The organism is Gilliamella bombicola, assembly GCF_900094945.1.
Lineage (GTDB): Bacteria > Pseudomonadota > Gammaproteobacteria > Enterobacterales > Orbaceae > Gilliamella > Gilliamella bombicola.
Genome location: NZ_FMAQ01000002.1, coordinates 343,525 through 357,458 on the forward strand (window position 1 = coordinate 343,525; position 13,934 = coordinate 357,458).

General features: G+C 37.2%; 9 protein-coding genes. 6 read left to right on the plus strand and 3 right to left on the minus strand.

The genetic code is table 11. The features are described from left to right. Window positions 1-243: 243 nt before the first annotated feature. The 3 genes from GA0061081_RS03775 to ubiG all read right to left on the minus strand — a co-directional run bounded on the left by GA0061081_RS03775 (window position 244) and on the right by ubiG (window position 4,617). Window positions 244-1,830: a hypothetical protein gene (locus tag GA0061081_RS03775; protein ID WP_141683326.1), complete on the minus strand. Its 1,587-nt coding sequence runs from the start codon at window positions 1,828-1,830 to the stop codon at window positions 244-246. Between the two features lie 504 nt (window positions 1,831-2,334). Beyond that, window positions 2,335-3,801 carry an IMP dehydrogenase gene (gene guaB / locus GA0061081_RS03780; RefSeq protein WP_091347201.1) on the minus strand — a complete coding sequence of 489 codons (1,467 nt, stop codon included), beginning with the start codon at window positions 3,799-3,801 and terminating at the stop codon, window positions 2,335-2,337. Between the two features lie 114 nt (window positions 3,802-3,915). Next, window positions 3,916-4,617 carry a bifunctional 2-polyprenyl-6-hydroxyphenol methylase/3-demethylubiquinol 3-O-methyltransferase UbiG gene (gene ubiG, locus GA0061081_RS03785; protein ID WP_091347203.1) on the minus strand — a complete coding sequence of 234 codons (702 nt, stop codon included), beginning with the start codon at window positions 4,615-4,617 and terminating at the stop codon, window positions 3,916-3,918. A 291-nt stretch (window positions 4,618-4,908) separates the two neighbouring features. Between ubiG and GA0061081_RS03790 the strand changes: the two genes are divergently transcribed. The 6 genes from GA0061081_RS03790 (at window position 4,909) to GA0061081_RS03815 (ending at window position 13,921) form a co-directional block, all read left to right on the plus strand. Next, the gene (locus GA0061081_RS03790; protein ID WP_209435353.1) at window positions 4,909-6,270 is read left to right on the plus strand and encodes a sodium-dependent transporter; all 1,362 of its coding nucleotides are present in this window, start codon (window positions 4,909-4,911) and stop codon (window positions 6,268-6,270) included. A 339-nt stretch (window positions 6,271-6,609) separates the two neighbouring features. Further along, window positions 6,610-8,484 carry a molecular chaperone HtpG gene (gene htpG, locus GA0061081_RS03795; RefSeq protein WP_091347204.1) on the plus strand — a complete coding sequence of 625 codons (1,875 nt, stop codon included), beginning with the start codon at window positions 6,610-6,612 and terminating at the stop codon, window positions 8,482-8,484. 183 nt (window positions 8,485-8,667) lie between these two features. Beyond that, window positions 8,668-9,510: a BglG family transcription antiterminator LicT gene (gene licT, locus GA0061081_RS03800; protein ID WP_091347206.1), complete on the plus strand. Its 843-nt coding sequence runs from the start codon at window positions 8,668-8,670 to the stop codon at window positions 9,508-9,510. Between the two features lie 184 nt (window positions 9,511-9,694). Further along, a complete protein-coding gene (locus GA0061081_RS03805) occupies window positions 9,695-11,605 on the plus strand; it encodes a beta-glucoside-specific PTS transporter subunit IIABC (protein ID WP_091347207.1) in 1,911 nt (636 codons plus the stop codon). A gap of 3 nt (window positions 11,606-11,608) precedes the next feature. Further along, window positions 11,609-13,000 (plus strand): glycoside hydrolase family 1 protein, encoded by a 1,392-nt coding sequence (locus GA0061081_RS03810; protein WP_091347209.1) that lies wholly within the window; start codon window positions 11,609-11,611, stop codon window positions 12,998-13,000. A 108-nt stretch (window positions 13,001-13,108) separates the two neighbouring features. Further along, the gene (locus GA0061081_RS03815) at window positions 13,109-13,921 is read left to right on the plus strand and encodes a histidine phosphatase family protein (RefSeq protein ID WP_091347211.1); all 813 of its coding nucleotides are present in this window, start codon (window positions 13,109-13,111) and stop codon (window positions 13,919-13,921) included. Window positions 13,922-13,934 lie beyond the last annotated feature (13 nt).

Sequence of the window (13,934 nt, forward strand, 5' to 3'; positions counted from 1 at the left end):
TCAATAAAATCAATACCTTTTCTAACCGATTTTTAATGAAAAATTGAAGCGTGTTTTAAGAATTAAAAGTAGTTATTGCTTTGGTTGTTTGCGGCTTATGTTGTTGTAGTAATTAACCACAACAGCACAAGCCCCATTTTACTAATCCCCCCAACTCCGCGGAGGCGCTGTTCTTTGCTATATTGCCTTCTTGTTGGCACCATCCCCCCCAGAGCCCTAAGTCTAAGAATTAAAGACTAAAAACTAAGGTACGGTGCAAACAACATGATTGCGGATCTCCGGAAAGTCGAGAAGGACCTTGCCGTCAATCGGGCTGACAGAAAACCACTGATTACCTGAAGCGTCGCTCGTCCAGTTTTCGTAGCGACCAAAGCCCGGACCGCTGTAACTTATCAACTGCCCCCACTCAGTGAAAAATCCTGCACCTATTTGTCGTTGGTAAAAATTATGAGATGATGACGGTGTTGCGCCATCGATTCCGTCTACGCACCGAAAATTAAAATGTATACCACACTTCGCGTTAGTTAAATCCTTTATATGCGGCATTCGATAACCCAAACTATTACACCAAGCTGTTTGAGTTTCTATATCAAAGAACTCATACCCCCGATTGACAAACCACTGCTTCAACATAAACCCATACTTGAGTATCACATTACCACTACTATCCTTACCCACTAACTCAAATGTCTGCGGCAAAGATGGCTTTTCAAGCGTACTAGGATTATCAGAAGCCACCTGACCAGGAGTTGCCCTAGGACCCGTTAATGTTACCCGAGCTACACGGGTTCTATTAAAAATCCAATCATCACTTTTGTTTGGTCTTACCCATGTGACTGTAGCAGTTATCCCGCCCAAGGTGACAGGTGACCACGTCAACTCATTTCCATCTCCGCCACGGACAATTAAATCAAAATACAAACCATCAGCACCCGTAGTAGGAAAATTATTACCGTAAGATAACGGACTGGTTGACTGAACTAAAAAACCGTTGCCGGGATTCCATATGTTAGCAGGGCCTCTAAAATCATGTAAGCCATTATTGAGATTCGGCCTTATATAACAAATACTAGAATCATACGGATTGATATAATACGACACTGAGTAACTATCGAAATGGCTTGTATTAGGGACTCCGTACTGTGTAGTTAAACTTCCTTCTGTACTACTCAATGTTATCTTATATGGGGCCTTACAGGAATCTAATATATCATTACGACCTACCGTATTACCGTCCTTATCAGTAAAATTCACCGAGATACTACCCGTCACAGTAACACCATTGGTATCCTCACCATCTCCATCAGCATCTCCCCAATAATGATAGGTGTTCACTAAATCATTTAAACTTACTGAATCAGCTGATGGTGGTATTAACGTGCCTATATCCCCCAATGTGATCCCTGCATAAGGTAACCTTATTGGATTCATCGCATTTGATGTATTAAACGTTGGTTTAATGATTCGACCATCTGGCAACGTGATAGACAATAAAGTCTTCGCTGAAAACTCTTTAGTTCGCCCCCCATCAAACGTTAAATACGGCTCACTACCTTCAATAACGTTTGATGTACTTGACGACATATAAATCGATAACGCTTGTGTACCAAACGAACACGACAGTAACAACAATGCCGCAAAGACCGGGGAAGACTTTGATAAAGGGGATAAAGGCTTACACCTCGACCTCGATGACACCCCAAACGATGGCGCTAAGCTTGATGATTTCAATAATAAAAATGAGAATGGAGTCTGTTTCAGACTACGATGATATTGAAAAAAATTTAGGGCGTAGTTTTGACAAACTAGAATCCAACTATGGTAGCGCACTTCATTCATCCTATTAATTAATTAATTGTTTTATTTTAATTTTTATAATTGCGCGCTCAACTAATGAGCATTACTCTGATTTAAAAAATTTAAATTATAATTAGTTGAAAAATAATGTGTTGGCCTTTTTGTTAAAAAACTGTAAATTTTTGTCAGGATGATGGATAAGATTTTATCGGTATGTTTTGGGAAATGGTTTGGGTCGATTAAATAGATTAAATGCGAGAGTTTTGGACGTTTGTAGTTTTATGTTCAAAATAGCTACCATAACCACATCCTATTTAGAGGATTTTTTTTGCAAAATAAACAGCTTCTAAAAATGCATTATGTGGGTTGTCTGGAAATTGCTTTAATGCCATAACTCCAACATGGTCACTTTGGTGTGGTGTAAAGGATCGGCGGGTATCGGGGATAAAGAAAGCGTCGTCCATTTTATGTAAGCAATGGATTTTACCATTTTTAAACAGTGTTTAGATAATAAAAAAAGAGGGACGTCCCTCTTTTTTATGAGCCTGCGCGATAATTAGGTGGCTCTTTGGTAATAAGAACGTCATGGACATGGCTTTCTTTCATGCCTGCGCCAGTAATACGGTAGAATGTCGACTTTGTACGTAAGTCATTAATTGTTGCGCAACCAGTTAGCCCCATGCAAGATCTTAAGCCCCCCATTTGTTGGTGAATAATTTCTTTTAGTGGACCTTTATAGGCAATGCGCCCTTCTATGCCTTCTGGTACAAGCTTGTCGGCAGCGTTGTCGGTTTGGAAATAGCGGTCAGAAGACCCTTTGGCCATTGCACCTAGCGATCCCATTCCACGGTATGATTTATAGGCTCTACCTTGGAATAACTCGATTTCACCTGGGGCTTCTTCGGTACCGGCAAACATTGAACCAACCATTACACAAGAAGCGCCTGCGGCGATCGCTTTAGCAATATCACCAGAAAAGCGAATTCCACCATCAGCAATAACTGGGATGTTGTGTTTTTGTGCCACTTCGACCGCATCCATAATAGCGCTAATTTGTGGTACACCAACACCCGTGACAATACGGGTTGTACAAATAGATCCAGGCCCAATTCCAACTTTAACCGCGCTAACACCTGCATCAATTAAGGCTTTGGCGCCTTCGGCTGTTGCAATATTGCCACCAATAATTTGTAGATCAGGATAAGCCTTTCTTGCTTGGCGAATACGCTCTAGTACACCTTCTGAATGGCCGTGTGATGAATCAATTAATAATACATCAACCCCCGCTTCAACTAATGCGGCAATGCGCTCTTCATTTCCGGCTGCAGCACCAACAGCAGCACCTACACGTAGGCGGCCTTTTTCGTCCTTACAAGCATTAGGTTTTTGTTCCGCTTTGTTATAGTCCTTGACGGTGATCATGCCTTTTAGGTGGAATCGTGAATCAACCACAAGAACTTTTTCAACACGGTGTTCATGCATTTTTTTCAGTACGATTTCGCGTTGCTCACCTTCTTTTACAGTAACTAAACGTTCTTTTGGCGTCATAACAGCTGTAACGGGTAAAGATAAATCAGTTGCAAATCGGACATCACGTGCGGTAATAATTCCGACTAATTCTTGGCTTTCAGTTACAACAGGAAACCCTGCAAAACCATATTCTTTTGCCAATTCAATTACTTGCCGTATAGTTGAAGTAGGTAAGACAGATACCGGATCTTGCACAATACCACTTTCATGCTTCTTAACACGTCTTACGTGATTAGCTTGGTTTTCGATGGACATATTTTTGTGTATAAAACCAATTCCGCCTTCTTGCGCTAGCGCAATAGCAAGATCAGCTTCAGTAACTGTGTCCATTGCAGCAGATAGCATTGGAATATTGAGCTTTATTGTTCGGGTTAGTTGAGTGCTAATATCGGCTGTGTTAGGTAATACCGTTGAGTGAGCTGGAACTAACAATACGTCGTCAAACGTGAGGGCTTCTTTAATTATGCGAGACATGACAATATTCACCATTGGGTTGGATTGTTGATAAAATATTGCCGAAGCATTTTACTCACTTTTACTATAAAAAACTAGCGATATTTAGTGTTAGATGCGATTTATTATCGCAAGCTATTTACGATTGGCCATTAAAATGTAGTTAACATCAATATTTGGTCCTAATTGAAATTGGTTTTTTAATAAATGGTATTCCATTCCTATTACATCACCAACAATAAGTTCAGCTTGTTCAACAAGTGTCATTAATTCTGATGGGCGAATAAAACGATTAAAGTCGTGCGTACCTTTGGGTACTAAGCGAGCAATATATTCTGCCCCATAAATTAATAATAATTTGGCTTTATGATTGCGATTGATGGTCGATAAAAACAGTTTGCCTTCGGGTTTAAGTAATGTTGCACAAGCCTGAATAATCGAAAACGGATCAGGCACGTGTTCTAATAACTCCATACAGGTAATCACATCATAATGCCCTGGGTGTTGTTGTGCATGATCTTCAACCGTTTGTTTTTGATAATTGATCATAAGGCCATTTTGTTCGGCATGAATTTTGGCAACGCTAAGCGATTCATCTGCAAGATCAATGGCGGTTACATTTGCTCCCAATTTGGCTAGGCTTTCAGACAAGATCCCACCACCACATCCTACATCAAGTACGGTTTTGTTAGTTAACGATCCACATTTCTGTTGTACATAATCCACTCGCAATGGGTTGATTATATGTAGTGGTTTGCATTTGCCATTTGGATTCCACCAATCGGCGGCAAGTTGTGAAAATTTGTCAATTTCGTTTTGGTCTATATTTTGTGACATAATGACTCTTTAGTATCAATAAAATCTAATATCAACTATATGCTATGTGCTTGTGATTATCAATAAATGGCCCTAATTATTCTTGTTTATAAAATAGCGACCATTGCAATCATCTTAAAATTAAATATCATATATGTCTATTTAACCTGCTAAATTTTCATACAGATTTAACTAATAACCTGAATAATATCTTGTTTATAGGTTTGTTTCATGGCATGATCAAAGGTTTATTAACAAAAAACACTATTCACAACGCTGAATTAAATTAATAAGACTAAAGGAAAAATATTAATGAGTACTGGTACTATGAAAAAAAGCCACTCACAATGGAGCTCGCGCATGGGATTTATGCTTGCTGCGGCAGGCTCTGCTGTTGGGTTGGGTAATATTTGGAAATTTCCATATATGGCGGGTCAAATGGGCGGTTCTGCATTTGTACTTACCTATTTGCTATTTATGTTTCTTATCGGCTTGCCGATTTTAGTTTTAGAATGGCTAATTGGCCGTCGTGGGCAAAAAAACCCAATCCATACAATGGAAGATGTCGCAGTTGCAGAAGGCCATTCAAAATCTTGGCGCTGGGTCGGTATTATTGGTGTAGTAGGTTCTTTTTTAATCCTATCATTTTATAGCGTTATTGGCGGTTGGGCGACCGATTATATTTTTATAGCAGCTAAAGGCTCATTTGATGGAGCAAGTGGTGCAGTTACTCAACAAATTTTTGATGATTTCCGTGGTAACGTAAGCCATTTATTGACTTGGCATACCATATTTATGGCCATCACTGCACTTATCGTTGCCTTAGGTGTTGGTGCAGGTTTAGAGCGTGCTTGTAAGCTAATGATGCCAGGATTAGGTATTTTATTATTAATTCTTGTTGGCTATGCGGCCTATGCTAGCGGTCCATCTTTTGGTGTTGCATGTGAATTTTTATTTTCACCTAATTGGTCAGCGTTAAATGGCACGGCTATTTTAGCGGCATTAGGTCATGCATTCTTTAGTTTATCGTTAGGTATGGGTATTATGATGGCATATGGTTCATACCTAGGACAAGACGTCAACTTATTGTCAACTGCGCGTACAGTTGTAATATTAGACGTTATTGTTGCCGTATTATCTGGTTTAGCTATTTTCCCTTTAGTTTTTGCTAACGGTTTACCTCCAGCAGTAGGAGAAGGCCTTATTTTCGTTACACTACCAATAGCATTTGGTAACATGGCTGGTGGTGCGATTTTAGGTATATTGTTCTTTATCTTCTTAACTTTTGCGGCATTAACGTCTTCTATTTCGTTACTTGAACCAACCGTTGAATTATTAGAAGAAAAAACTCCACTAGGCAGAAAAGCAGCAACGATCACAAGTAGTATCGTCATTTGGGCTTTAGGTATTGCTTGTTTGTTATCCTTTAACTTATGGTCCGATGTTAAACTCTTTGATAAACACATTTTTGATTTATTAGACTATTTAACAAGTAAAATCATGTTACCAGTGACTGGATTAGGCACTGTGATATTTGGTGCTTGGATGATGAATCAAAAACGCATCCGCTCAGAGTTAAATTTAAGTCCTTTCTGGTTTGGTGTTTGGACTTTATTATCACGATTCGTAATTCCTGTTGCGGTAATTTTTATTCTTGTTTACGGGTTAATGTAATTGTAATTTAGTGTAACGTGTTTTTTTAGTTTAAAGCCTTGATTCATTCAAGGCTTTTTTTACCCTATTTTTGCGGCAGTTTTAGTTAAGTTTATTAACAAAAAATAACCAAACAATGTGTAAGAGATAAATTAATTTTCCCATTTCTATTGAAATCTTTTTTTTTATTCCCATATAGCAATACATCAATAAATCAAACCATTATGTTAATTTTATTCGGTTAATACTAACTGATAATGTACTAAGTAGACAGCGTAAAATAATAAAAGTTGTTATAGAAAATTTATTTTTGTCGTTAGAATTAATTGAAATAGCTAAATATAATAGAGGTACTAGTCAATGAGTAAGCAAGGCACTGAAACGCGTGGATTTCAATCCGAAGTTAAACAAATTCTACATTTAATGATTCACTCTTTATATTCAAATAAAGAGATTTTTTTAAGAGAGCTTATTTCTAACGCATCTGATGCGGCCGATAAACTCCGCTTTAAAGCACTTGAAAATCCAGATCTATATGCTGGTGATGGTGAACTTGGTGTGCGTATTTCGGCCAATAAAGAAGCCGGCACTTTAACGATTGCCGATAACGGTATTGGGATGACACGTGATGAGGTGATTGAAAACTTAGGTACAATTGCTAAATCAGGCACTAAAGCATTTTTAGAATCGATTGGTAGTGATCAGGCTAAAGATAGTCAATTAATTGGTCAGTTTGGTGTAGGTTTTTATTCTGCTTTTATTGTCGCCGATAAAGTTACTGTTAGAACACGCGCAGCCACAGCAAAAGCTGACGAAGCGGTTAAGTGGGAGTCAGCGGGTGAAGGTGAATATACAATATCTGACGATAATAAAGAAACTCGTGGTACCGAAATCACTTTACACTTAAAAGAAGACGAAAAAGAGTTTTTAGATGATTGGCGTTTGCGTTCTATCATTAGCAAATATTCTGATCATATTTCACTTCCTGTTGAAGTACAAACCACTGACGAAGAGAGCAAAGAAGTTAAGTGGGAAAAAGTCAACAAAGCCCAAGCACTTTGGACACGTAGCAAATCAGAAGTCACTGATGAAGAATACAAAGAATTTTATAAACACTTGTCACACGATTTTGCTGACCCATTAAGCTGGAGCCATAATCGTGTAGAAGGAAAACAAGAATACACTAGTCTACTTTACATCCCTGCAAAAGCACCTTGGGATATGTGGAATCGCGATAATAAACACGGTCTAAAACTGTATGTACAACGCGTGTTTATTATGGATGATGCTGAACAATTTATGCCAAACTATTTACGTTTTGTTAAAGGCTTAATTGATTCAAATGATCTACCATTAAACGTATCGCGCGAAATTTTGCAAGACAACAAAATCACCCAAAACTTGCGTAATGCATGTACTAAACGTGTATTACAAATGCTTGAAAAACTTGCTAAAGACGACAAAGAACAATATCAACAGTTCTGGAATGAGTTTGGTTTAGTATTAAAAGAAGGTACTGGTGAAGACTTTGCCAACCGTGAAACAATTGCTAAATTACTTCGTTTTACGTCAACTCATACTGATAGCGATGCGCAAACTGTTGCGTTAGATGATTACATTAGCCGTATGCAAGAAGGTCAAGAAAAGATCTACTATATTACCGCTGACAGCTATGGTGCCGCTAAAAATAGCCCTCATCTTGAGCTATTCCGTAAAAAAGGCATTGAAGTATTATTATTGTCCGATCGTATTGATGAATGGATGATGAGCAATTTAACTGAATTTGATGGCAAACAGTTCCAATCTATTAGTAAATCAGACGAATCAATCGAAAAACTTGCCGATCAAGATAGTGAAGAGCAAAAACAAGTTGAAAAAGAACTTGAACCATTTATTGAACGAGTCAAAACCGCATTAGGCGATAAGGTGAAAGACGTTAAATTAACTCATCGGTTAACTGATACACCAGCAATTGTCACCACAGCTGCTGACGAAATGAGTACACAAATGGCTAAATTGTTTGCAGCAGCAGGTCAGAAAGCGCCGGAAATCAAATACACGTTTGAAATCAATCCAGATCATAAATTGGTTAAACGTATTGCCGATACACAAGATGAAAGCGCATTTAACGATTGGGTTGAACTATTACTTGATCAAGCTTTACTTGCTGAAAAAGGCTCGCTTAGCGATCCAAGCAAATTTATTCAAACCATGAATAAATTATTAGCGCAATAATTAAGCTAAATATCAAAATATTACCCGATACGCTTAGTCGATCGGGTTTTTTTTGTAATATTGGGTATTTGTCAATAACTGATCTAGCAAAAGTATGATACTTATCACACTTTTTTATATTTCTGCTTTCTATTTTTTGAGTGCGATTGATAATAGCTTATCTAAAAAGTTAGATTAAATATAATGAAAGTTCATAAAATACTAAATAATAACGTTGTTGTGACAATCGATGAAAAAGGGAAAGAGCTTATTCTTACTGGCCGTGGCATCGGTTTTAAAAAACGCGAAGGCGATTTAATTGATTCAAATCTTATCGAAAAAAAGTTTTCACTAGAAAACAAAGACACAGCATTCAAATTTACCGAGTTACTGTCGCAGATCCCACTTGAGATATTAACCACGTCTGAAATTATTATTAATCATGCGAAACAATTTATTGAAGGTGAATTACAAGATAGTATCTATATTTCGTTAACCGATCATATTCATTGGGCTATTGAACGCCATAAGCATGGTTTTGATATTCCTAATGGTTTTTTGTGGGAAATCAAAAAATTCTATCCTAAAGAATTTAAAATTGGTTTATATGCTCTATCGGTAATTAAAGAACGCCTAAACGTAGAACTGCCAGAAGACGAAGCAGGTTACATCACATTCCATATAATTAATGCACAACTTAATGGCACTATGCCTAATATTGTTAATATGACAAAAATCATGCGCGAAATACTCAATATCGTAAAATACCATTTTAACTTTGAATATGATGAAAACTGCCTATCTTATCAGCGCTTTGTCACTCATTTAAAATTTTTTGCACACCGTATACTAAATCAACAATCCCAACCACAACAAGATGCTTCTTTGTATGAAATTATCCGCCAAAAATACAAAAAAGCCTATTTATGTACTAAGCAAATTGATCTGCATTTGATACATCAATATCAGCACCCGCTTTCTGATGATGAAAGTCTGTATTTAACCATTCATATTGAGCGACTGCGTACGGAACTTAAAAATTCATAATGTGAGGTAAATCACATTTTTGTGATCATTATTATAGAAGTCTTATCTATTCTGTAAATTTGTGCTAGTCTAAAAATCACTGAGTGGATTGTTACTGCAAAGTTAAAAACGTTTACTTTGCAAGCAAAACCTAGACCCAAAGCTTGGGGTCTAGGTTTTTTTTTGTCAAAAATAAGGATAAGGTATGAAAAACAAAGAGCTTGCCGAATCAATAATTAATAATATAGGTGGTAAAGATAACATCATCAGCCTAGTGCACTGCGCAACTCGTTTACGATTCGTCCTAAAGGATGAAACAAAAGCTGATGCCGAAGTGCTAAAAAAACAAAAAGGTGTAATAACCGTTGTACAAAGTAGTGGGCAATTTCAAGTAGTAATTGGCAATAATGTTGCTGATGTTTATAGTGACATTATGCAGTTAACTCATCTCAACGAAACCGACAACAAAAAAACTCAATCGAATAAAAAATCGGGGTTATTATCGAAACTAATCGATTTAGTATCAAATATTTTTATTCCTGTGTTAGTCGTCATGGTGGCAGGTGGTATTTTAAAAGGAGTGTTTGCGCTATTACAAACAGTAGATATTGTCCAAAAAGGCACACCAACTTTTAAGTTTCTAGATGCAATATCCGACGCTCCACTCTACTATTTACCGATGATTTTAGGCTTTTCTGCCGTTAAAAAGTTTGGTGGTAACCCTTATATGGGGTTAGCTATTGGCGGTGCATTGCTTCACCCAAGTGTAAGCAACATGATACCGGCAGGCAAACTTTTGCTAAAAACTGAACTATTTGGCATTCCGATTGACTTAATTCCTTATGGCTCATCGGTATTCCCAGTTATTTTAGCTGCATGGTTTTATTCGTTATTAGAACGAAATTTATATAAAATCATGCATGATTCATTCAAAAAATTCATTGCACCATTACTTGGCTTCATTATCACAGTGCCATTGACCTTTGCGCTTATTGGTCCTGCTGTAACTTATGGTAGTGCTTGTATAGCTGCTGGTATTGAATATTTGTATGCACTTAACCCAATTATTGCATCGATGATTTTAGCACCACTTTGGCAAGTATTGGTGATTTTTGGTATTCACTGGGGTCTTGTTCCGCTTTGTTTAAACAATATAGCAACTGTTCATCAAGATTTTCTATTACCAATATTATTTCCAGCCGTGTTTGCACAAGTTGGTGCAGTATTTGCTGTAATGCTAAGAGCAAAAGATCCAGAATTTAAAGCGCTAGCAAGTTCTTCGGTATTATCGGGTATTTTTGGTGTTACTGAGCCGGCTATTTACGGTGTTAACTTACCACTTAAAAGACCATTTATTATTGGTTGCTTATCGGCAATTATTGGTGGTGCAATTGTTGGTTATTACCATAGTGTGATTTATTCTTTTAGCTTTATTAATGTCTTTTCATTTTTACAATTAATTTCACCTGAACACGGCATTGATGAAAAATTTTACGCAGTTGTATTTGGTTGTATTATTTCGTTTATCGTTGCCTTAATCGCTACTTATCTGTTTGGCATTTCACAAGATAAAATTAGCATGATATCAAAAAATGATACTCAAAAAGACGAAGAAAATAACCAAGACAACACCAACCAAACTAATACCGACAGCGTCACTATTTTCAGCCCAATGACAGGCAAAGTTATCCCACTAAGCGAAGTTAACGATCCTACTTTTGCCAATGAATTGATGGGTAAAGGCATTGCCATCATCCCAACTGTTGGTCAAGCCGTAGCACCTGATGACGGTGAAGTAGTATCACTATTTAGAACAAAACACGCGATTGGTTTCCAAACGAATTCCGGTGCCGAAATATTAATTCATATTGGTATTGATACCGTAAAATTAGACGGGCAACACTTTCAAGCGCATATCGAATCAGGAAGTAAAGTGAAAAAAGGCGATCTATTAGTTAGTTTTGATATCGACGCAATTAAACAAGCAGGATTTGAAGTAACCACACCGATAATTATAACTAATACTGATAATTATCAAGATATAGAGTGTATTTTTAAACAAGATATTACCAAAAATGGTGATGCATTATTATCGCTATCAGCAAATAAGGAGTAAAACATGTCAACACAATTTCCTAGTGATTTTTTATGGGGTGGTGCTATTGCCGCCAATCAAGTTGAAGGCGCATATCGCAAGGCAGGTAAAGGGTTATCAACATCAGACTGCACACCTAATGGCCTGTTTGGCGATATTATTGATCGAAACAAGCACGATATTAGTAGTATAAAAGACAACGCAATTGATTTTTATCACCGTTATCCAGAAGACATCGCTCTATTTGCTGAAATGGGTTTTACCTGTCTGCGTACATCTATTGCTTGGACGCGAATTTTTCCTAATGGTGACGAAAAGCAACCAAATGAAGATGGTTTAGCGTTTTATGATAAGTTATTTGACGAAATGGCAAAACACAATATCACGCCACTTGTCACCCTATCACATTACGAAATGCCCTATTATCTTGTAACTGAATACGGTGGCTGGGGTAATCGCCAAGTGATTGAGTTTTTTACGCGTTATGCCAAAGTCGTCTTTGAACGTTACAAAAATAAAGTTAAATATTGGTTAACATTTAACGAAATTAACATGTCATTACACGAACCATTTACAGGTGTAGGATTAGATAGAAACAGTACAAAACAGCAAATCTACCAAGCTATTCACCACCAACTTGTCGCCAGCAGCCGAGCGGTCAAATTATGTCATGACATCATCCCTGATGCCAAAATCGGTAATATGCTACTAGGTGCTGTTGCCTACCCATTAACACCAAAACCAGAAGACGTTTGGGCTACACATCAAGAAAACCACGGTTGGTTATTCTTTGGTGATATTCAAGTTAGAGGTTATTACCCAACCTATATGAATCGATTCTTTAAAGAACATAACATCAAGCTCGATATTACTGAACAAGACAAACAAGATCTAAAAGAAACCGTCGATTTTGTTTCGTTTAGTTATTACATGAGCTGCTGTGCAACCGCTGACGAGTCGCAAAAAACCAAAGGTAATATCTTAGATATGGTACCAAACCCTTACCTTAAAGCCTCAGAATGGGGATGGCAAATCGATCCTGTTGGTATTCGCTATCTACTTAACTTACTTTATGAACGTTACCAAAAACCATTATTTATTGTCGAAAACGGCCTCGGTGCCAAAGATACACTCGAAGCTGATGGTACTATCCATGATGATTACCGCATCAATTATATGAATGATCACTTAGTACAAATCCGAGCAGCCATTAACGACGGCGTTGAAGTCATGGGTTATACCAGTTGGGGGCCAATCGATCTTATTAGCGCCTCAAAAGCAGAGGTAACTAAACGTTACGGCTTTATTTATGTTGACCTAAACCAAGATGGTTCTGGCACATTAAAACGCTATAAAAAACAAAGCTTTTACTGGTATCAATCAGTAATTTCATCTAGAGGTGAGAATTTAAAATAGTCAGATAATTTAAGGGGGAATGATGATAACTAATTCCCCTATTATCCTAAAATAAATTTTACAAAATGAGTGTGCCCTACTAACCGTTAGCCACTCAAGGAATATAACATGAAGAAAAAAACAATAAAAACGTTACTAACCAGTACGTTAATCATTATTACAGCTTTACTAACCAGTTGTGCCCACTCGCCATCTAAAGCAAAAGACAACAAGGCTGATGGTGATATAACAATCTACTTTGCTCGCCATGGTAAAACCTTATTTAATACCTATGATTTAGTACAAGGTTGGGCCGATTCGCCGCTTACAGATCAAGGTATTGAACTTGCACACTATCTTGGCGAAGGATTAAAAGATATCCAGTTTGATGCTTATTATACAAGTGATGCAGGGCGACAACGCGAAACCATGCAAGAGCTTCTTAAACAAAAAGGTGTTAAGGATTATAAAATTCGTGAACTTAAAGAATTACGTGAAGTATTTTTTGGCGGTTTTGAAGGTGGACCAAATAAAAAAATGGTTCGTGCTAGCATGAAACTAGCAGGATATAACTCTGTCGATGCGTTTTATAAAAATTACCAAGCTGGCAACCTAACTATAGATGTAATGATAAATTCAATTGCCAAAGCAGATCCCAAACACCAAGCAGAAAGTTACCAACAAGTGAAGGCAAGAACACAAGATGCGTTAAAAACCATCATCCAAAATGCACAACATAATCATGAAAAAACTATTCTCGCTATTTCATCTGGAATGTCAATGCAAGCGATGATTTATGATCTTACTGACAACAAAGATAAAAATAAACCGCTATCAAATGCAACAGTTGTTAAAATTACCTATAAAAATGGTCAATATAACGTGAGTGAAATTGGTAACATGACATATGTCAATAAAGGCAAAGCTGCATTAAACAAATAAAAATATAATCCAT

What these genes read in the sequence shown, in the direction of transcription:
- guaB (WP_091347201.1), bottom strand. Translation starts at nt 3,801, where the DNA reads ATGTCTCGCATAATTAAAGAAGCCCTCACGTTTGACGACGTATTGTTA.
- ubiG (WP_091347203.1), bottom strand. Translation starts at nt 4,617, where the DNA reads ATGTCACAAAATATAGACCAAAACGAAATTGACAAATTTTCACAACTT.
- GA0061081_RS03790 (WP_209435353.1), top strand. Translation starts at nt 4,909, where the DNA reads ATGAGTACTGGTACTATGAAAAAAAGCCACTCACAATGGAGCTCGCGC.
- htpG (WP_091347204.1), top strand. Translation starts at nt 6,610, where the DNA reads ATGAGTAAGCAAGGCACTGAAACGCGTGGATTTCAATCCGAAGTTAAA.
- licT (WP_091347206.1), top strand. Translation starts at nt 8,668, where the DNA reads ATGAAAGTTCATAAAATACTAAATAATAACGTTGTTGTGACAATCGAT.
- GA0061081_RS03805 (WP_091347207.1), top strand. Translation starts at nt 9,695, where the DNA reads ATGAAAAACAAAGAGCTTGCCGAATCAATAATTAATAATATAGGTGGT.
- GA0061081_RS03810 (WP_091347209.1), top strand. Translation starts at nt 11,609, where the DNA reads ATGTCAACACAATTTCCTAGTGATTTTTTATGGGGTGGTGCTATTGCC.
- GA0061081_RS03815 (WP_091347211.1), top strand. Translation starts at nt 13,109, where the DNA reads ATGAAGAAAAAAACAATAAAAACGTTACTAACCAGTACGTTAATCATT.